At 75.7% G+C, this 18,372-nt stretch carries 17 protein-coding genes; 9 read left to right on the forward strand and 8 right to left on the reverse strand.

Features of this window, described 5'->3' with window-relative positions; all coding sequences use genetic code 11:
- Window positions 1-34: 34 nt before the first annotated feature.
- Window positions 35-967, forward strand: a complete 933-nt coding sequence (locus ACTMS2_RS10015; protein ID WP_441175169.1) for an ATP-binding cassette domain-containing protein — start codon at window positions 35-37, stop codon at window positions 965-967.
- On the forward strand, window positions 964-1,716 hold the full coding sequence (locus ACTMS2_RS10020; protein ID WP_441175170.1) for an ABC transporter permease subunit: 753 nt from the start codon (window positions 964-966) through the stop codon (window positions 1,714-1,716). The genes ACTMS2_RS10015 and ACTMS2_RS10020 overlap by 4 nt, the downstream gene beginning before the upstream one ends.
- A gap of 93 nt (window positions 1,717-1,809) precedes the next feature.
- On the opposite strand, the gene ACTMS2_RS10025 is transcribed toward ACTMS2_RS10020, so the two are convergent.
- The 4 genes from ACTMS2_RS10025 to ACTMS2_RS10040 form a co-directional block, all read right to left on the reverse strand.
- On the reverse strand, window positions 1,810-2,487 hold the full coding sequence (locus tag ACTMS2_RS10025; protein ID WP_441175171.1) for a response regulator: 678 nt from the start codon (window positions 2,485-2,487) through the stop codon (window positions 1,810-1,812).
- On the reverse strand, window positions 2,484-4,190 hold the full coding sequence (locus ACTMS2_RS10030; protein ID WP_441175172.1) for a sensor histidine kinase: 1,707 nt from the start codon (window positions 4,188-4,190) through the stop codon (window positions 2,484-2,486). The genes ACTMS2_RS10025 and ACTMS2_RS10030 overlap by 4 nt, the downstream gene beginning before the upstream one ends.
- A gap of 54 nt (window positions 4,191-4,244) precedes the next feature.
- Entirely contained in the window at window positions 4,245-4,973 is a 729-nt protein-coding gene (gene bioD, locus ACTMS2_RS10035; RefSeq protein ID WP_441175477.1) for a dethiobiotin synthase, read from the reverse strand.
- Window positions 4,974-5,164: 191 nt separating this feature from the next.
- Window positions 5,165-6,301, reverse strand: a complete 1,137-nt coding sequence (locus ACTMS2_RS10040) for an 8-amino-7-oxononanoate synthase (RefSeq protein ID WP_441175173.1) — start codon at window positions 6,299-6,301, stop codon at window positions 5,165-5,167.
- A 154-nt stretch (window positions 6,302-6,455) separates the two neighbouring features.
- Here ACTMS2_RS10040 and bioB point away from each other — a divergent pair, with 154 nt between their 5' ends.
- From bioB to ACTMS2_RS10055, 3 genes are read left to right on the forward strand one after another with little or no spacing between them, the layout of a single operon-like run.
- Window positions 6,456-7,451 (forward strand): biotin synthase BioB, encoded by a 996-nt coding sequence (gene bioB / locus ACTMS2_RS10045; RefSeq protein ID WP_132233178.1) that lies wholly within the window; start codon window positions 6,456-6,458, stop codon window positions 7,449-7,451.
- A 2-nt stretch (window positions 7,452-7,453) separates the two neighbouring features.
- Window positions 7,454-7,681, forward strand: a complete 228-nt coding sequence (gene bsaP / locus ACTMS2_RS10050) for a biotin synthase auxiliary protein BsaP (RefSeq protein WP_441175478.1) — start codon at window positions 7,454-7,456, stop codon at window positions 7,679-7,681.
- A gap of 5 nt (window positions 7,682-7,686) precedes the next feature.
- Window positions 7,687-8,193, forward strand: a complete 507-nt coding sequence (locus ACTMS2_RS10055; RefSeq protein WP_441175174.1) for a GNAT family N-acetyltransferase — start codon at window positions 7,687-7,689, stop codon at window positions 8,191-8,193.
- A 24-nt stretch (window positions 8,194-8,217) separates the two neighbouring features.
- Here ACTMS2_RS10055 and ACTMS2_RS10060 read toward each other — a convergent pair whose 3' ends face one another.
- Window positions 8,218-8,727, reverse strand: a complete 510-nt coding sequence (locus ACTMS2_RS10060; RefSeq protein WP_441175175.1) for a DUF488 domain-containing protein — start codon at window positions 8,725-8,727, stop codon at window positions 8,218-8,220.
- A 127-nt stretch (window positions 8,728-8,854) separates the two neighbouring features.
- Here ACTMS2_RS10060 and ACTMS2_RS10065 point away from each other — a divergent pair, with 127 nt between their 5' ends.
- The gene (locus ACTMS2_RS10065) at window positions 8,855-9,814 is read left to right on the forward strand and encodes a hypothetical protein (protein ID WP_441175176.1); all 960 of its coding nucleotides are present in this window, start codon (window positions 8,855-8,857) and stop codon (window positions 9,812-9,814) included.
- Between the two features lie 130 nt (window positions 9,815-9,944).
- On the opposite strand, the gene ACTMS2_RS10070 is transcribed toward ACTMS2_RS10065, so the two are convergent.
- Window positions 9,945-12,881, reverse strand: coding sequence for a glycoside hydrolase family 9 protein (locus tag ACTMS2_RS10070; RefSeq protein WP_441175177.1), 2,937 nt, complete (start codon window positions 12,879-12,881; stop codon window positions 9,945-9,947).
- A 399-nt stretch (window positions 12,882-13,280) separates the two neighbouring features.
- On the opposite strand from ACTMS2_RS10070, the gene ACTMS2_RS10075 reads away from it, so the two are divergent.
- The 3 genes from ACTMS2_RS10075 (at window position 13,281) to ACTMS2_RS10085 (ending at window position 16,436) form a co-directional block, all read left to right on the forward strand.
- On the forward strand, window positions 13,281-14,069 hold the full coding sequence (locus tag ACTMS2_RS10075) for an LPXTG cell wall anchor domain-containing protein (protein ID WP_441175178.1): 789 nt from the start codon (window positions 13,281-13,283) through the stop codon (window positions 14,067-14,069).
- Between the two features lie 334 nt (window positions 14,070-14,403).
- Window positions 14,404-15,969: an aldehyde dehydrogenase family protein gene (locus ACTMS2_RS10080; protein ID WP_441175179.1), complete on the forward strand. Its 1,566-nt coding sequence runs from the start codon at window positions 14,404-14,406 to the stop codon at window positions 15,967-15,969.
- 71 nt (window positions 15,970-16,040) lie between these two features.
- A complete protein-coding gene (locus ACTMS2_RS10085; protein WP_441175180.1) occupies window positions 16,041-16,436 on the forward strand; it encodes a VOC family protein in 396 nt (131 codons plus the stop codon).
- A gap of 21 nt (window positions 16,437-16,457) precedes the next feature.
- On the opposite strand, the gene ACTMS2_RS10090 is transcribed toward ACTMS2_RS10085, so the two are convergent.
- Together ACTMS2_RS10090 and ACTMS2_RS10095 are read right to left on the reverse strand one after the other, a co-directional pair.
- Window positions 16,458-17,519, reverse strand: a complete 1,062-nt coding sequence (locus tag ACTMS2_RS10090) for a GNAT family N-acetyltransferase (RefSeq protein WP_441175181.1) — start codon at window positions 17,517-17,519, stop codon at window positions 16,458-16,460.
- Window positions 17,520-17,642: 123 nt separating this feature from the next.
- Window positions 17,643-18,347 (reverse strand): amino acid-binding protein, encoded by a 705-nt coding sequence (locus ACTMS2_RS10095; RefSeq protein WP_441175182.1) that lies wholly within the window; start codon window positions 18,345-18,347, stop codon window positions 17,643-17,645.
- Between the last annotated feature and the right edge of the window lie 25 nt (window positions 18,348-18,372).

The raw sequence follows: 18,372 nt of genomic DNA on the forward strand, positions 1-18,372 counted from the left end.
GCCGGCGCGGGGGCGTCGGACCTAGCGTCAACGCATGATCACATTACGTGGGTTGACGAAGCGGTTCGGGGACGTGACCGCCGTCGACGCCCTGACCGTCGACATCGGACCCGGGCGGGTCACCGGCTTCCTCGGCCCGAACGGCGCGGGCAAGTCCACCACCATGCGGATGATCCTGGGGCTGGACCGGCCCACCGCCGGGCAGGCGCTGGTGGGCGGGCGGGCGTACGGGGAGCTGCGGCGGCCGCTGCACGAGGTCGGCGCGCTGCTCGACGCACGGGCGGTGCACCCCGCCCGGTCGGGCCGGGCACACCTGCTCGCGATGGCCCGCAGCAACGGGATACCGGACCGTCGCGTGGACGAGGTGCTCGCCACCGTGGGGCTGGACGCCCGCGCCGCCGCCAAGCCGGGCCGCACCCTCTCCCTCGGCATGGGCCAGCGGCTCGGCATCGCCGGTGCGCTGCTCGGCGACCCGCCGGTGCTGATGTTCGACGAACCGGTCAACGGCCTCGACCCGGACGGCGTGCGCTGGGTACGGCAGCTGATGCGGTCCCTGGCCGACGAGGGCCGGACGGTCTTCGTCTCCAGTCACCTGATGACGGAGATGCAGCTCACCGCCGACCGGCTGGTGGTGATCGGCCGGGGTCGCCTGCTCGCCGACGCCCCGATCGACGAGGTCATCGCCGGCAGCGCGGTGGCGGTACGCGTACGCAGCCCGCAGCCGGCCGGCCTCGCGGCGCTCGCCGAGCGGCTCACCGCGACCGGGGCCGCCGTCGAGGCCGCCGGACCGGACGAGCTGACCGTCACCGGCGCCACCGTCGAGCGGATCGGCGATCTGGCGTACGAGCTGGGGGTGCCGCTGCACGGGCTCAGCCCGCACGGGGCGTCCCTGGAACAGGCCTTCATGGAACTCACCGCCGACAGCGTCGAGTACGCCGGCACCCCGACCCGGAGCGAGGCACGATGAACACGATCTCCGCCGAGTGGACCAAGCTGTGGTCCGTACGTTCCACCTGGTGGTCGCTGCTGGCCGGGGTGCTGCTGATGGCCGCCACCGCCGGTCAGCTCGCCATCTACGCCGCCAACGCGAACACCAACGACGATCCGGCCGACGACGCCGGGATCGTCACCGTCGGCAGCGTCGTGATCGGCTCGGTCGAGCTGACCCAGTACGCCGTGCTGGCCCTGGGCCTGCTCGTGATCACGAGCGAGTTCACCAGCGGCACCATCCGTACGACCCTGCAGTGCACGCCGTCGCGCGGCCGGGTCCTGCTGGCCAAGGCGGCGGTGACCGGGGCGGTCACGTTCGCCCTCGGGCTGCTGCTGGGCACGGTCGGCGCGCTCGTGGCCCGCCCGGTGCTCGGCCGCTGGGGCGCCGCGCCGGCGGGCGGCACCGTCGGCGACGTGCTCGCGGTGGCGACCTACCTGGCGCTGGTCGGCGTGCTGGCCCTCGGGCTCGGCGCGGCCCTGCGCAGCGCGGTGCTCGCCCTCGTCGTGCTCGTCGCCACGCTGATGATCGTCCCGCTGTCGTTGCAGGAGCCGGACATCGCCGTGCTCAACCGGATCGCCGACGCCTTCCCCGGGGTCGCCGGCGGGCACTTCATGGCCGGGGACACCGGCCCGTACCCGGCTCCGGTCGGGTTGCTGCTGCTGGCCGCCTGGGCCGGCGCGGCGCTGCTGCTGGGCCGGGCCACGCTGCGCCGCCGGGACGCGTGAGGCGCCGGAGGCGTCAGCGGCCGGACGCGTCAGGCTCCGATGACGCGCGAGGCGCCGGAATACGCGAGGCGCCGGAGAGCGGGGCGGGGCGGGTCAGCCGGTCGGCTCGACCAGCCCCGCCTCGTACGCGAGGATCGCCGCCTGCACCCGGTTGCGCACCTCCAGGCGGGTGAAGACGCTGGTCAGGTAGCTCTTCACGGTCCCCTCGACTAGGTGCAGCCGGCGGGCGATCTCGGCGTTGGACAGCCCGGCCCCGACCAGCGCGAGGACCTCCCGCTCCCGCTCGGTCAGCCCGGCCAGCCGCTCCCGGGCCACCGGCCGGCGGGCGACCCGGTCACCGCCCAGCTCGATGACCCGCCGGGCGACCCTCGGCGACAGGTACGCGCCGCCCTCGGCGACCGCGTGCACCCCGGCGATCAGCTCGCGCGGGTCGCCCGCCTTGAGCAGGAATCCGCTCGCCCCGTGCCCGAGCGCCCGGGCGACGTGGTCGTCCTCGCCGAACGTGGTCAGCATGAGCGTCGCCGTCTCCGGCACGAGCCGACGGATCTCGGCGGCGGCGGTGAGCCCGTCCAGCCTCGGCATCCGGATGTCCAGCAGCGCCACGCGGGGCCGGTGCGCCCGGACCAGCTCCACCGCGGTCCGGCCGTCGCCGGCCTCCGCCACCACCTCGATGCCCGGATCGGTGGCCAGGATGGCCCGGACCCCGGCCCGGATCATCGCCTCGTCGTCAGCGAGGACGACCCGCACCGGGCCGGCCGTGTCGGCGTTCATCCGTCGATCCGCTCCTTGCTGACCAGTCGGCCCTCGACGAAGCAGAGCCGCCACGTCGGCTGGGCCAGGGGAAAGTTGCCATCGGTGTAGTGCTCGCAGCCCGGACGCGCCGTGCCGTCGGGCGGGGCGAGCTGCCGTCGGGGCAGCCCGGTCAGCTCGGCGCGCTGCGCGCCGAGCGGCAGCCGCGCGAAGGCCCCGTCGTCGAGGACCGTCCCGGCGGTGGCGACCGGGTAGTAGACCAGCGAGAGCACCAGCGCCAGGCCCGCCGGGGCGCCGAGCGCGGTCAGCAGGCTGAGCCGGACCCGCCGGCGGGCGTCGCGCAACCGCCGCTCGGCCTCGGTCGCGGTCGCGGTCGCGGTCGCGGGCTTCAACGGCGACGACCCCGGCCGCTCCCCCAGCGACCCGCCGTCCGACGCGTTGGTGCCCGCCCCCGGGGCGACCGGAAACCCCGGCTCGTCCGCCCCGCCCGCTGGCCAGCCGCCCACCGGCCACCGGCCGCCGGCGGAGCCGGCCCCGCGCGGCGGGAGGGCGTCGCCGCCCGCCCGGGCCGCCACCGGCAGGTGGGCGTGGACGGCGAAGCCACCGTCGTCGCGGGGACCGCTGGCCAGGGCGCCGCCGGCGAGCCGGACCCGCTCGGCGAGGGCGAGCAGGCCGGAACCGGTGGACGGCGGTCCCGGCAGCGGCCCGGCCGGTGGCGGCGCGTTGACGACGGCCACCTCGAGCCGGTCGCCGTCGCGGTGCAACACGACGCTGACCGCCGCGCCGGGTGCGTACCGGGCGGCGTTGGTCAGCGCCTCGCGGACCACCCGGTGCGCGGCGTGCGCGGCCATCGGGGACAGCGTCGCGAGGGCGTCCGCGCCGTCCAGCCGTACCGCCATGCCCGCCTCGCGGGCCCCGTCGACCAGCTCGCCGACGCTCTCGTCCGCGGGCCGGATGGTCGTCGCGCCGTCCGGCTCCCGGAGCACCCCGATGATCCCGTGCAGCCGCTCGGTGGCGGCGGCGACGCTGGCGCGCAGCTCACCGGCGGCGTCCCGGTGCCGGGGCGCGAGGTTGCCGGCGACCTCCAGCGCGGCGGCGCGCAGGGCGATCAGGCTCAGGTCGTGCCCGAGGGAGTCGTGCATCTCCTGCGCGATGCGGGCCCGCTCCCGCAGCCGGATCCGCTCGGCGGCGCCCCGCCGCTCCCGGTCCCGCGCCTCGGCGTGCCGGCGGCCGGCCTCGGCCAGCACGGCCTGCTGGCGCCGGTACCGCCCGACGAGCCACGGGAAGACCCCGGCGAAGAGCAGCACGGAGGCGAGCAGGAACCAGGTGGCCGCGCCGGTGCCGAGCCATCCCAGGTTGAGCGCCGTGCCGCCGGCCGCGAGCACGGCGAAGGCGACGGCGGCCGGTACGGCCGTGGCGCTGCGGCGGCCGGTCAGGTAGCTGAACACCGGGATCGCGAAGAGGAAGTTGCCATCCAGCAGCGAGCCGAGCACGACGACGACCAGGGCGGCCACCGGCCGGCGCCGGCCGACCGCGACCGCCGCCGCGAGCAGCAGCAGCGCCCCGAGCGTCAGGGCGGTGGTGCGCCCCGAGTGCGGCGGGGTCACGCCCGCGTACCCGATCGGGGCGGCGGTGCCCACCCACAGCAGCAGGTCGGCGGCGCGGCGCCGGACGACCGCCCGGGACCGACCGTCGCCCGCCCGGGCGGACCACCAGCTCTCCACGGCGGTCAGGCTACCGACGCCCGACCTGCGCCGACACCGACGAAAGTCAGGTGCTCAGCTGATCTCCTCGGCCCACGCACGCCAGTCGTCGAGCACCCCGTACAGCGTCGGGGTGAGCCAGCCGGGCGCGGACCGGCGGAAGACCCCCGGGTCCATCGCCCCGGTGCCGGCGGGCAGAGCGCCCAGCAGCTTCGGCACCAGGTCGGTGAGGTTGGCCCAGTGCACCAGCTCCGGCGCGGCCGGCCAGGCGCCGACCACCACGCCGGCCGGCACCTCGCGGCGCTCCAGCGCCTCCAACGTCAGCGCCGTGTGGTTCAGGGTGCCCAGGCCGGCCCGGGTCACCACCACGGCCGGGCAGCCCAGCTCCACCGCCAGGTCCGCCACCGTCCAGGGCTTCCCCTCCGGCCACAGCCCCATCGGTACGAGCAGGCCGCCCGCGCCCTCGACGAGCACCAGGTCGTGCTTGTCGGCCTCCTCGTGGACCGCGTCGACGGCGGTGTGCAGCTCCAGCGGCGGCAGCTGGGCGACCCGGGCCGCCGCCAGCGGGGCGAGCGGGTCGGGGAAACTCGCCAGGGTCCGGCCGGTCAGCGGGGCCGCCAGCCGGTTGACCGCGTCGACGTCGCCGGGCTCACCGCCGGCCGTACCCGTCTGGGCGGGCTTGACCACCGCGACCCGCAGGCCGGCGGCCTGCGCGGCGGCGGCGATCGCGGCGGTGACCACCGTCTTGCCGACGTCGGTGTCGGTGCCGGTCACCAGCACCGGCCCGCGCCACGGCCCGGTCATGCCACCACCCCGGCTCACGGGGCCACCTCAGCTCGCGACTGCGGGGCTCGCAAACCCGGCTCACTCCTCGCCCTCACGGGGCCACCTCTGTTCGCGACTGCGGGGCTCGCAAACCCGGCTCACTCCTCGCGCTCACGGGGCCACCTCTGTTCGCGACTGCGGGGCTCGCAAACCCGGCTCACTCCTCGCGCTCACGGGGCACACTCCATGATGGTCTCCAGGGCGCGCTCGAAGTCCGCCCGGGGGACGCCGGCGCCGATGGTCAGGCGCAGCCGGGACCGGCTGTCGGGCGTGGACGGGGGCCGGAAGCAGCCCACGGCGACCCCCCGGTCGTGGCAGTCGGCCGCCCAGGCGGTCGCCGCCTCGGGGCCCGGCGCGGTGACCGAGACGACCGCGCCGTCGGGGGCGGAGACCGCCAGCCCGGCTTCGCTCAGCCGGCGCACGGCCAGGGCGGCCCGGTCGGCCAACTCCGCGCGCAGGTCGTCGCCGGCACGGGCCAGGCCGACGGCGGCGTGCACGCCGGCGGCGACGGCCGGGGGCAGCGCGGTGTCGAAGATGAAGGTGCGGCCGGTCTCGATCACGTGCCGGACGAACTCCGCCGGCCCCGCCACCACCCCGCCCGCGCCGCCGAGGGCCTTGGAGAGGGTGGCGGTGACGACCACGTCGGGCTGGCCGGAGAGGCCGGCGGCGGCGACGCCCCCGGCGCCGGACGGGCCGGTCACGCCGAGGGCGTGCGCGTCGTCGACCAGCAGCAGCGCGCCGTGCTCCCGGGCGACGGCGTGCAGCCGGGCCAGCGGGGCGAGGTCGCCGTCGACGGAGAAGACCGACTCGGTGACGACCACCGCCGGCCGGCCCGGCGCGGCGGCGAGCGCGGCGGCCACCGCCGCCACGTCGGCGTGCGGGGTCACCACGGTCTCCGCGCCGGAGATGCGGCACCCGTCGATCAGGGACGCGTGGTTGTGGGCGTCGGAGACGAGCAGCGTACGGGGCCGCACCAGCGCCCGCACCGCCGCGAGGTTGGCCAGGTAGCCGGAGGAGAAGACGAGTGCCCGTTCGGCGCCGAGCCAGTCGGCGACGGCGTCCTCGAGCGCGTGGTGGGCGTCGGTGGAGCCGCGCACCAGCCGTGACCCGGTGGCCCCCAGCCCGTACGCCGACAGCGCCCGCGTCGCCGCGGCGGTGACCTCGGGGTGGGTGGCCAGCCCCAGGTAGTCGTTGCCGGCCAGGTCGACCACGGCGTCGCCGGCGGCCCGGGCCCGCAGCTCGCGGGTCAGTCCCGCCTTCGCGCGCAGTTCGGCGCGGCGGTCGAGCGCCGCCAGCCAGTCCGCCACCGTCACCCCCACGCGCCCGCGCCGGCCACCGTCGGCCGCTTCCGCCGGGCGAAATTACCACCCGCCGGCCACCGCCCGGCGTGTCCACCCCGCCGGCGGAGCCCCGACACGCGGGCCGTTCGCCCCGGCGGGGCGGCCTTGTAGGGTACGAGCCATGCCAGAGATCCTCGACCAGGCCCGAACCCAGGTGCTGGAGAACGGCGTCGGTCTCGACGAGGCCGGCGTCCTCGCCGTGCTGAACCTGCCCGACGAGCAGCTGCCCGCCGCCCTCCAGCTCGCCCACGAGGTGCGGATGCGCTGGTGCGGGCCGGAGGTGGAGGTCGAGGGCATCGTCTCGCTGAAGACCGGCGGCTGCCCCGAGGACTGCCACTTCTGCTCGCAGTCCGGCCTGTTCACCTCCCCGGTGCGCTCGGTCTGGCTGGACATCCCCTCGCTGGTCGAGGCGGCGAAGCAGACCGCGGCGACCGGGGCGACGGAGTTCTGCATCGTGGCCGCCGTGCGCGGCCCCGACGCCCGGCTGATGAAGCAGATGCGCGAGGGCGTCGCCGCGATCAAGGCCGAGGTCGACATCCAGGTGGCGGCGTCGCTGGGCATGCTCAGCAAGGAGCAGGTCGACGAGCTGGTCGACATGGGCGTGCACCGCTACAACCACAACCTGGAGACCTGCCGCTCCTACTTCCCCAACGTGGTCACCACGCACTCGTGGGAGGAGCGCTGGGAGACCCTGCGGATGGTCCGCGAGTCGGGCATGGAGGTGTGCTGCGGCGGCATCCTCGGCCTCGGCGAGACGGTGGAGCAGCGGGCCGAGTTCGCCGCGCAGCTCGCCGAACTGGACCCGCACGAGGTGCCGCTGAACTTCCTCAACCCCCGCCCCGGCACCCCGCTGGGCGACCGGCCGGTGGTGGAGGGCAAGGACGCGCTGCGCGCCATCGCCGCCTTCCGGCTGGCCATGCCGCGCACCATCCTGCGGTACGCGGGCGGCCGGGAGATCACCCTCGGCGACCTGGGCACCCGCGACGGCCTGCTCGGCGGCATCAACGCGGTCATCGTCGGCAACTACCTGACCACCCTGGGTCGACCGGCGACGGCCGACCTGGAGCTGCTCGACGACCTGAAGATGCCGGTCAAGGCGCTCTCCGCGACGCTGTGACCATCCCGGTGACGACGAGCGACGCGGCGACGGCGGCCGACGGGGCGTCGGCCGCCTGGTGCGACCGCTGCGGCGAGGCCGTGGCGGTCGGGTCGCACGACGGGTGCGCGGCGGCCCGGGTGCTGGAGCCGCCGCGCTTCTGCGCGCACTGCCGCCGCCGGATGAAGGTGCAGGTGCTGCCGGTCGGCTGGGCGGCGGTCTGCGTCGAGCACGGCGAGACCAGGGGCTGAGGCGGATGCTCCGCGGTCGGGTGGTGGCCCTGCGGCCGGTGACGGCCCAGGACGTGGCGGCGCTCGCCGCGATCCGGGCCACCCCGGAGGTCCGGCGCTGGTGGCGTGGCGGCGACGACCTCACCGCCGCCGTCCGGGCCGACCTCGCCGACGAGTCCCTCTCGGTGTACGCGATCGAACACGACGGCCGGGTCGTCGGCGCGATCCAGTGGTACGCCGAGGACGACCCGGACTACCGGCACGCCAGCATGGACCTCTTCCTCGACCCGGCGGTACGCGGCGCCGGGCTGGGCGGTGACGCGATCCGTACCCTGGTCCGGCACCTGATCGACGAGCACGGCCACCACCGGTTCACGATCGACCCGGCGGCGGCGAACACGGCGGCCGTGCGGGCGTACGCGAAGGTGGGCTTCCGCCCCGTCGGGGTGCTGCGCCGCTACGAGCGCGGCGAGGACGGGCGCTGGCACGACGGGCTGCTGATGGACCTGCTCGCCGACGAACTGGCCGACTGAGCCGGACGCCCGCCCGCCCGTCCGTCACCCATCCCAGACGAGGTCGCCGTCGGGCAGCCGGCGGGCGCCGTCGGCGGGGCGGTGCGGGGTGAGCCGGCCGTCGGGCATCAGGTGGCGCACCGGCACGCCGTGGGCCAGCACGGCGACGTCGGCGATGAGCCGCCGGTGGCAGCGCCACCAGACGCTCTCGCTGCACATCACCGCCGTGGTCCGGGCCGCCGCGTCGGCCAGCACCGCGTCCAGCGCCGCCCGGAAGTCGGCGGTACGGGTGTACGCCGCGTACGCCCGGAAGGCGGCCACGGTCCACCAGGTGTCCGGCTCCTCGGCGCCGGCCGGGGTGTGCCGCCGGCCGCCGAGGCGCTGCTCCCAGCGGTAGTCCACGCCCGCCGCCGGCAGCCAGCGGGCCAGCTCCTCCCGGCGTACGTCCGGGTTGGTCCGGCTGGCCGGGAAGCGCCGCACGTCCACGACCAGCGCGACCCCGGCGTCGGCCAGCAGCTCGCCCAGCCGCTGCCGGTCCGCCGTCCCGTGTCCCACCGTCAGCAGTGTCACGCCTTGGGAATGCCCCGAATCCCGGCCGGCTACCGCCCACGCCAGGCGGAGATCGCCCGGGATCTGCGCGGCGGGGCGGCGGGCGGCGCGGCCGGCGGCGAGGGTGGGACGGGTGTGCCCCGACCTTCCGGCCGACGAGGCCGACGCGCTCGACTGGCTGGCGTTCGAGCAGGCCGGCGTCGTCACCACCGCCCAGGCGACCCGGTCGATGACCGAGGGCACCGTACGCGGACGCGTGCGCTCCGGACGGTGGCGCGCGATCTGCCGGGGCGTCGTGCTGATGGGCAACGGCCGGCTGACCCGGGACCAGCAACTGTGGGTGGCGGTGCTCGCCGCCGGTTCCGGGGCTGTCCTGGCCGGCCCGACGGCTGCCGCCGAGGCGGGCGTACGCGGACTGCGGCGCGAGCCGCTGCATGTGCTCGTGCCGGCACACCGCCGGGCGGGTCGTGGCGTGCTGGGTCGGCTGCCGATCGACATGCCGGCGGTCGTCGTGCACCGCGCGTCGGTGCTGCCGGCGGCGCATCTCCAGCTCGCCCGACCGCCGCGCACCACCACCGCCCGGGCACTGGTGGACGCGGCCGGCTGGGCCCACGACCTCGACCAGGCGCAGGCGGCGCTGGCGGCCGGCTGCCAGCAGCGACGGGTCACGCCGGAGGAGCTGTCGGCGGTGCTGGACGCGCTGCCCCGGGCCCGTCGGCGGGCGTTGATCCGGCAGACCGTGGCCGACATCGCCGGCGGCGCGGAGGCGCTCTCGGAGATCGACTTCGTTCGGCTCTGCCGCCGCCACGGCCTGCCGGCGCCTCACCTCCAGCAGCGGCGCGCCGACGCCTCCAAGCGGACGCGGTGGCTCGACGCGTACTGGCGGGAGTGGGGGTTGCACGTCGAGATCGACGGCGCGCACCACATGGACGTGCGGCACTGGGCGGCCGACATGCGTCGCCAGAACGACGTCTGGACCTCGGGGGACCGCATCCTCCGCTTCCCGGCGTGGCTGGTCCGCGCCCGCCCAGCCGAGGTAGCCGACTCGCTCCGCCGCGCCCTGACGGCGGCAGGCTGGCGCCCCGAGGCGTAAATCTTGGACAGTTGCCGTTCCCAGCGAACGGCAACTGTCCAAGATTCGGGCTGGCACGGACGGTTACGTCCGCGCCAGGCCGCCGGTGGCGCGGACGGCGATGCGTCCGCGCCACCGGAGGGGTGGTGCGTCAGGAGACCGTGCAGGGCGTGCCGTTGAGGGTGAACGCGGCGGGCTTGGGGTTCGAGCCGGTGTGGGTGCCGTTGAAGCCGAAGCTCGTCGACGCCCCCGGCGCGAGCCTGCCGTTGTAGGAGATGTTGGTGGCGGTGACCGCGGTGCCGGTCTGGGTCCAGGTCGCCGACCAGCCCTGGCCCACCTTCTGGCCGGCGCTGGGGAAGGTGAAGGCGAGCGTCCAGCCGTCGATCGTCGTCGTGCCGGTGTTGGTGAGGGTGACGTTCGCGGTGAAGCCGGTGTCCCAGGTGCTGGCCGTCCAGGTCACGGCGCAGCCGCCGGACGCGGGCGGGTCGGCGGTGGTGACGGCGAGCGGCGCGGACGCCGCCGAGACGTTGCCGGCCGCGTCCACGGCCACCACGTGGAACTGGTACGCCGTGGCGGCGGTCAGCCCGGTCACGGCCAGCGTGGTGCCGGTGGGCGAGCCGACCAGCGCGTCGGTCGCGCCGGCTTCGCGGTAGACGCGGTAGCCGGTGACGCCGACGTTGTCGGTCGACGCCGCCCAGCTCAGGGTGAGCCCGGTGGCGGTGACCGCCGAGGCGGTCGGCGTGCCGGGGCGCGTCGGCGCGACGGTGTCGGGGGCCGGGGCGGCCGGCGTGGTCGCCTCCGCCACGGGCGAGGCGGTCGAGCGGTTGCCGGCGCCGTCGCGGGCCCGCACCGTGAACCGGTACGTCCGCTCGGGCAGCAGCCGGGTCACGGCCAGGGTGTTGGTGGCCGAGTTGAGCAGGACGAGCGCGTCGCTGCCCACCTGCGCCTGCGTGACCTCGTAGCCGGCCAGCCCGCTGCCGCCGGCGTCGGTGGACGCGGGCCAGGTGAGGGTCAGCCCGGTCGCGGTGACCGCCGAGGCGACGGGGGTACCGGGGGCGGTCGGCGCGGTGGTGTCCGGGGTGGCCGGCCCGGGCTCCTCGCCCCAGACGCGGGTGGCGCCGGAGTGGAGCGTGACCTTCCGGTTCGGTCCCGCCGTCGCCTGGTACGACGGGTCGTTCGTCGGGTCCCAGGTGCCGCCCTCGGGTACGCCGATCTTGAACTGCACCTCCATCCGGTGCTGCGACTGCCCGGCGGGCGCGATGGTGTGCCCGGTGCAGTCCACCTCGACGTACCAGACGTCACCGGAGAACTGCCTGGCGCTGGACGGCGACGGGCAGCCCTGGGTGTAGCCGGGGGTGACGGTGACCGGGCCGGTGCCGTCGGGACGGAAGTAGTAGCGGAACTTCCCGTCGGTCAGGGCGCGGGCCGGGAACGCGGACTTGTTGTAGACGATGGCCTTGAGGCCGGTGGCGCGCGGCTCGGCCTGCATGACCGTGGTCTCGACGGTCAGCTCGTCGATGTCGGGCATCTCGGCGCGGGGGAAGCCGGCGAGCGGGGTGCCGCCGTACTCCCGGGTGAGCCGGGCCAGCGCGGAGGTGAAGCCGGCGTTGTAGTCGGTGGCGACCTCGTTCATCACGTAGTCCGACCGGTTGTCGGTGTACGCGTCGTTGGCCGCCGACGGGCCGCCGACGAGCGCGCCGTAGAGGGTGTGCCGCGTCTCGGCGGGCACGGTCTGGCTGTCCCACCAGGAGCCGTGCGCGGTGCGGTGGTGCGGGTTCTTCGGCGGGTTGGCCCCGAAGCCGATGACGTAGCTGGAGGCGCGCGGGTTGTCGCCGAGCGCGTAGTCGATCTGCCGGACGGCGAAGTCGTGGTAGCGGGCCTTGCGGGTGGCGTCGGTGGTCTTGTCGCTGTAGACGAGGGCGGCGAAGGCGGTGTTCGCGGCGTAGCGCAGGGCGCCCCACGAGTCGAGCACCGCCATCCCGCCGGGCGAGTACGGCACCCGCTGCCCGTTGACGCCGACGGTCCAGTAGTCGAGCCAGCGGTTGGCGTCGTCGACGTACTTCTGCTTGCCGGTCAGGTTGGCCAGCAGCACGTACGCCCCGAACTGCTTGTTGTCCCAGGCGATGGTCCACTTGTAGGAGCGGGTGGTGCTCTGGTTCTCGGTGCCGAGCCTGTCGTACTCGCTCTCGGCCTTGGCGAGGTAGGCGGCGTCGCCGGTGGCCCGGTACAGCCAGATGGCGGACCAGACCAGCTCGTCCTGCCAGCCGCTCCAGGAGCGGTAGAAGCTGGTCGCGTCGGTGATGCACTCGTGGTAGTTCTTCCGCACCGTGTCGGCGAAGGTGTGCAGCTGCTTCGCGTGCCCGAGCAGCCGGTCGGCGTAGGCGGCGTCGGTGGGCCGGAAGACCATCGACGACGCGGCCATCGCCGCCGCCGTCTCGCCGGCCAGGTCCGCGCCGCCGCAGCTCGCGTCGATCTTGTACGCGGGCCGCGCCATGGGCATCACCTCGGCCGGGCCCCACCACTTGTGGTCGTCGTCGCCCTTGCCGACCTGCCCGTAGAGGACGTTCGGCGCGGGGTGCGCCTTGACGAAGTAGTCGTTGACGAAGCGCAGGTTGTTGAGCAGGTGCGGCAGTTGGCCGCTGGCCACGTAGCCGTCGCGGTACTCGACCGCGCCCCAGGCGAGCATGGTGGCGCTGAACGCCATCGGGAAGCCGAACTTCACGTGGTCGCCGGCGTCGTACCAGCCGCCGGTGAGGTCCACCCCGACGTCGGCGCCGTCGGTGAGCGCGGAGTCGCCGCGCCAGGAGACCCGGTTCCAGGCCGGCAGCGGGCCGGACTGCTGCGCCTCGTAGAAGTAGAGCGACTTCTGCAACGCCTCGGCGTAGTTGAACGCGCCGGCCGCGGCGGGTGCGGTCCGTGTCGTGGTGGTGCCGGCGGTCGCGGCGGTTCGCGTGGCGTCCACGGCGGACGCGGGCGCCGGGCCGGTGACGGCGAGGGCGAGGCCGGCTACGAGGGCGGTGCCGGCGGCCAGCAGGCGGCGCGACCGGGGCGGGGCGCCCGGCGGGCGTGGAGAGCTCGGATGGCGCATCAGGTGCTCCTGTCGGTGGTGTCGCCCGTCGGGCACCGTCGGGGGCGGCGCTGCGGGCGGTGCGGGTCCGCGTGGCGACGAGGTGGTGGGTGGCACGGGCAGGGTGGGTGCGGTACGACCACGGTCGCCGGGAGCGCTCCCATGGATAGACGACAATGTAAGGCGGGCGCGGACGATTTGGGAAGCGTCGCCGCGTCGGACGGGGTGATCCGGTGCCGCCGGAGCGCCCGCGGGACCGAAAGCGTTACAGCGACACGCCCACCGAGAGTCACGGATTCTCCTGCCGCCGAGAAGAGAGGTGACGCGTATCGGCAGCTCAGGCCGATCGCCCGATGCCCGGGACCGTCACTCATCGTGCGATCATGGGCCGTCCCCTCGATCAATTCCGGAGGAATCCTCATGGCACACCGTCGGCGCGTGGTGCGCGCGGCCGTTTCCACCGCAGCCGCCACCGCCTGCCTCGCCCTCGCCACCCCGGCCTGGGCGTCGAGCACCATCGCGATCAACCCGGACCACCGGGACGAGACGGCCGGCGGCTTCTCCACACGGGACTGCGCCGACCCGCGGTTCGCGGACCGCCCGGCGGACCACGACGGCTGGCACTTCGTCCTGCCCGGCGGCAAGGCCTCGGGCGGCTTCGAGAGCCTGACGCTGACCTTCGGGACCGGCACGGGCGAGGTCACCGTCACCGTGCCGGACGCCGACGACGCCTACCCCGACGCCCTCTACCCGGCGGGGAAGAACGAGGGCCGGCTGATCCACGCCTACCTCTTCACCCCGGCCGGCTGGACCCTGCTGGACGGCAGCGCCGTCATCACCGGCACCGCCGGCAAGTTCAACCTGAGCCACACCTGCGGGGGCACCGCGCCGTCGCAGTCGCCGAGCCCGAGCCCGTCGCCGACCACCTCGGAGTCGCCGCAGCCGTCGGAGTCCCCGTCGGAGTCGGCCTCCCCGAGCGCGTCCGCCCCGCCGTCGGACTCGCCGTCGCCCTCGGACCCGGCCTCGCCGTCGACGCCGGCCACCGCCTCGCCGACCGCGAGCCCCGGTGGCAGCGGCGGCGGTGAGGGCGGCCTGCCGCTGACGGGCGTGGCGACGACCAGCATCGCGCTGGGCGGTCTCGCCCTCATCGGCGGCGGCGCGCTGCTGATGCTGCGCCGTCGTCGCGACGACATCACCTTCACGAGCTGACCCCACCCAGCGCCGAACCGGCCGCCGGACACCTCGTCCGGCGGCCGGTCCTCGTCTCCGCCCCGGACGCCCCCCACCCGGACGCCCAGCGGGCCTCCCGCGACCACCGGACGTGCATCACATAATCTAATTACGTCGATGGGTTGACGACGTATGTCCAGGCCAGGCCACCGGACGGCGTCCGGAAACGTGCGGCGGGACCGGCGGGACGCGGGGCCGGCGTTCCGGCATACGAACGTACTGTTGCCGCGCCGCTTTCCGGCGCGCGACAGTACGCCTCACCAGCGGTGCCATCGACGCCGCCGCTCCCCCGGTCAACCCTGAGGAGATCGCGATGGCTCTACGACTCGCCGACGGCACCGCCTGGTCCGACACCCTCGCCCGCGCCGTGGCCGCCGCACCGGAGGCGTTCGGCTCCCCGGTCGACGGCGTCACCACGCTGCACAACCTCGTACGCGGCGACTGGCACGCCGTGGGCTCGCCCAGCCCGGTCCGCACGCCGGTGGACAACACCGTGCTGGTCAACCTGGCCCGCCTCGACGCCGACACCGCCCGTACCGCGGTCGCGCACGCCGCCGCCGCGCACCGCGCCTGGGCCGACACCCCGCTCGCCGAGCGCAAGGCCCGGGTCAGCGACGCCCTGGACGCCCTCACCGCCCACCGCGACCTGCTCGCCATGCTGCTGGTCTGGGAGATCGGCAAGCCGTGGCGGCTGGCCTGCGCCGACGTGGACCGGGCGCTCGACGGCGTCCGGTGGTACGTCGGCGAGATCGACCGGATGCTCGCCGACGGCCGGGAGCCGCTGCCCGGACCGGTCAGCAACATCGCCTCGTGGAACTACCCGATGAGCGTGCTCGTGCACGCCGAGCTGGTGCAGCTGCTCGCCGGCAACGCGGTGATCGCGAAGACCCCGTCGCAGGGCGGGGCGGTCTGCCTCACCGTCGCGCACGCGCTGATGCGCCGGGCCGGGCTGCCCGCCACCCTGGTCTCCGGCGGCGGCGAGGAGCTGTCCGAGGTGCTCGTACGGGCGCCGGAGATCGGCGCGGTGGCGTTCGTCGGCGGGCGCTCCAACGGCGGCAAGGTCGCCGCCGCGCTGCTCGACTCCGACAAGCGGCACTTCATCGAGCAGGAGGGCCTCAACGCGTGGGGCATCTGGAACTTCTCGCAGTGGGACCTGCTCGCCGGGCACCTGAAGAAGGGCTTCGAGTACGGCAAGCAGCGCTGCACCGCGTACCCGCGCTTCGTGGTGCAGCGGGACCTCGTCGACGAGTTCCTCGACATGTATCTGCCCGTGGTGCGCTCCGTCCGGTTCGGACACCCGCTCGCCGTCGGCGACGACTGGGCCGCCGGTGACCCGCTGCCCGAGCTGGACTTCGGCCCGCTGATCAGCGGCGCAAAGGCCGACGAGCTGCGCCGCAAGGTCGACGAGGCGGTACGCGGCGGCGCCGTGCCGCTGCACCGGGGCAAGCTGCACGGCGCGCCGTTCCTCGACGGGCAGGACACCTCCGCGTACGTGGCCCCGTCGGTGCTGCTGGCTCCGCCCGGGCGGTCCCGGCTGATGCACGCCGAGCCGTTCGGCCCCGTCGACACGATCGTCGTGGTGGACACCACCGACGAACTGCTGGCCGCGATGAACGCCTCGAACGGCGCGCTGGTCGCCTCGCTGGCCTGCGACGACGAGGAGCTGGCCGGCAAGCTCGCGGTCGACCTCCAGGCGTTCAAGGTGGGCATCAACAAGCCGCGCTCACGGGGCGACCGCGACGAGCCGTTCGGCGGCCGGGGCGCGTCCTGGAAGGGCGCCTTCGTCGGCGGCGACCTGCTGGTGCAGGCCGTCACCCAGGGCGGCGACGGCCGGCTCTACGGCAACTTCCCCGACTACAGCAGCTACCCCGCCACCTGAGATGTGAGCAAGGGCCCCCTGGGCACGCCGCAGGGGGCCCGGCCGACACCACGGTCGCGTACCGTCGAGTGATGTCGATCATCGCGCAGCTCTCCCTGGGAGTGTCCGACCCGCAGCGGGCGGCGGCCTTCTGGTCAGCCGCGCTCGGCTACCACCACCGCCCGCCCCGGTACGCCGGCGACGACTGGATCGTGCTGGAGCCGCCGCCCGGCGTGCCGGGCACCGCCATCGCCATGGACGTCAGCGAGAGCCCGGCCGAGGAGTTCCCCCGGATCCACCTCGACATCGACGCCGGCGACCGGGACCTCGACGAGGAGGTGGCGCGGCTCGTGGCGCTGGGCGCGCGCCCGGTCGACTGGCGGCACTACCCGACCGACCCGCACCCGACCGAGCCGCCGTACGTGGTGCTCGCCGACCCGGAGGGCAACCGGTTCTGCGTGCAGGGGACGCGCGCACCCGCGACGTGACGCCTCCGCGCGCCCGCCGCGTCAGCAGGGGCCCCTCCCGTTGACCGAGGGCACGCCCGCGGTGAGCGGGACGGTGAGGCTGACCAGCGCGCCGTCCCGCTCGGCCGCAGCCGGCCGGTCGAGCCGCCGCACGGTGCGCAGCATCGGCGCGTTCTCCGCGTGGACGTGCAGCACCAGGGCCGCGTGGCCGGCCTGCTCGGCGTGCCGGACCAGCCGGCGCAGCAGGGCCGAGCCGAGGCCCCGCCGCTGCCAGTCGTCGCGCACCAGCAGCGCCGCCTCGGCCTCGTCGCCCTCGGCGAGCAGGTTCGCCATCGCCACCACCGACCCGGTCGCGCCGGCGTCGCCGGCAGTGGCGAGCAGGGTCACGCCCCGGGCCGGCTCCAGCAGCCGGCGCAGCCGGGCCGGCGAGGGAGCCGCCGCACCGCCCAGGTAGCGGCGGTGCCGGCTGCGCGCCGAGCAGCCCTCGTGCAACTCGACGACGCCGGGCAGGTCGTCGACGGTCGCGGGTCGTACGGCCGCCTCGGCGCCGTCGGGCAGCACCAGGGTGACCTGCTCGGCGGCCCGGCGCGCGACGGCCGCCGACAGCTCGACCAGGGCCTGGGCGCGGGCGTACTCAGCCGGGGTGAAGCCCGGCACGGCGCGGCGCAGCGCGAACGACCCGCCGGTCGGGTCGTCCAGCAGCATCGTGGTCTCGGCGAGCCCGCCGCCGGAGCCGGTCGACGCGGGCCGCCAGGCGACCGCGTCCGCGCCGAGCAGGGCGCGCAGCGCCTCGCCGGTCGCGTCCGGGTCCCGCACCAGCCGGGTGGCCAGGCCGAGCGCCCGGGTCGGCTGGTCGGCGAGCCCGCGCGCCTCGCTGCGTGCCACCCAGCAGTCCCGCCCCCGCCCCCGGTGCACGGCGGCGACGAGGCCGGCCTCGTCGAGCGAGTCGGGCGCGTCGACCAGGAAGTCGTCGACGGCGCCCCGCTCGGTGGTGTGCACCTGCACGGCGAGGATGTTGACCCCTCGCAACGCCAGGCTCGCCGTCAGCACCGACAGGTAGCCCGGCCGGTCGTCCACGGTCGCCCGGATCCGCCACAGCGTCATGGTTCGCTCCCTTCCCCCGTACGAGGCTCGCCGGTCGCTGTTGCGGGCCGGTTGCCCCCGGGTGACGGCTCCGGTCCCGGCGCGGCGACCTGCGCCACACCGACCGCCGCCGGCCGGCCCGGCTCAGGGCCTCGCGGCCACCGGCGGCGCCCCGACCAGGTCGAGCCGGTCGCCGAGGATCACCGCGGCGGCCCGCACGAGCTGCGCCAGCCGGTCCACCTCCGTGGCGTGGAAAGCCGCCGCGGCCGGCGTCCCGGCGCACTCGCGGGCGGCCACCAGCACCAGGCCCGCCCGGCCGAACGGCGCGACCGCGACGTGCGGGCCGGCCGCGACGCTGATCGCCCGGGCGCGCAGCGGGGTCACCTCCGGCAGCGGCGGCGGTACGGGGGCGCGCCAGCTCGCGTAGCCGACGGTCGCCTCCCCCGCGGCGCCGGTCCGGGAGGCCCAGTCCACCGGCACCACCGCGGCCACCGCCCAGTCGGCGGCGAGCAGCCCGGGAACGGCGTCGACCAGCGTGGCGACGCCGTCGACCGGGTTGGCCGCGACCTGGGCCAGCAGTTCGGCGTCCTGCCCGGAGGTGGTGGGCGCGCCGATCGCCCGCCACACCCCGTCCACCCGGACGCCGGGGATCGCCGCCAGGCCGGCGAGCAGCCGCTCGACCCGCGCCGCGCCCGGCCAGACCACGGTGAAGTCGTCCACCGCCCGCCCGCCGAGCCGTTCCAGGACGACCACCTGGACGATGTCCGCACCGGACACGCCCATGGTGCGCGCCACCTGACCGAGCGTGCCCGGACGGTCCGGCAGGGTGACCCGAACTCGCAGCAACATGTCTGAACCCTCCGCTGGGCGGGCC

Source organism: Micromonospora sp. SD12 (assembly GCF_052068495.1).
Lineage (GTDB): Bacteria > Actinomycetota > Actinomycetes > Mycobacteriales > Micromonosporaceae > Micromonospora > Micromonospora echinofusca.

Excerpts from the sequence above, each read along its gene's own strand:
- ACTMS2_RS10015 (WP_441175169.1), top strand. The coding sequence starts at position 35 with ATGATCACATTACGTGGGTTGACGAAGCGGTTCGGGGACGTGACCGCC.
- ACTMS2_RS10075 (WP_441175178.1), top strand. The coding sequence starts at position 13,281 with ATGGCACACCGTCGGCGCGTGGTGCGCGCGGCCGTTTCCACCGCAGCC.
- ACTMS2_RS10070 (WP_441175177.1), bottom strand. The coding sequence starts at position 12,881 with ATGCGCCATCCGAGCTCTCCACGCCCGCCGGGCGCCCCGCCCCGGTCG.
- ACTMS2_RS10055 (WP_441175174.1), top strand. The coding sequence starts at position 7,687 with ATGCTCCGCGGTCGGGTGGTGGCCCTGCGGCCGGTGACGGCCCAGGAC.
- ACTMS2_RS10090 (WP_441175181.1), bottom strand. The coding sequence starts at position 17,519 with ATGACGCTGTGGCGGATCCGGGCGACCGTGGACGACCGGCCGGGCTAC.
- ACTMS2_RS10080 (WP_441175179.1), top strand. The coding sequence starts at position 14,404 with ATGGCTCTACGACTCGCCGACGGCACCGCCTGGTCCGACACCCTCGCC.
- ACTMS2_RS10095 (WP_441175182.1), bottom strand. The coding sequence starts at position 18,347 with ATGTTGCTGCGAGTTCGGGTCACCCTGCCGGACCGTCCGGGCACGCTC.
- ACTMS2_RS10085 (WP_441175180.1), top strand. The coding sequence starts at position 16,041 with ATGTCGATCATCGCGCAGCTCTCCCTGGGAGTGTCCGACCCGCAGCGG.
- bioB (WP_132233178.1), top strand. The coding sequence starts at position 6,456 with ATGCCAGAGATCCTCGACCAGGCCCGAACCCAGGTGCTGGAGAACGGC.
- bioD (WP_441175477.1), bottom strand. The coding sequence starts at position 4,973 with ATGACCGGGCCGTGGCGCGGGCCGGTGCTGGTGACCGGCACCGACACC.
- ACTMS2_RS10020 (WP_441175170.1), top strand. The coding sequence starts at position 964 with ATGAACACGATCTCCGCCGAGTGGACCAAGCTGTGGTCCGTACGTTCC.
- ACTMS2_RS10025 (WP_441175171.1), bottom strand. The coding sequence starts at position 2,487 with ATGAACGCCGACACGGCCGGCCCGGTGCGGGTCGTCCTCGCTGACGAC.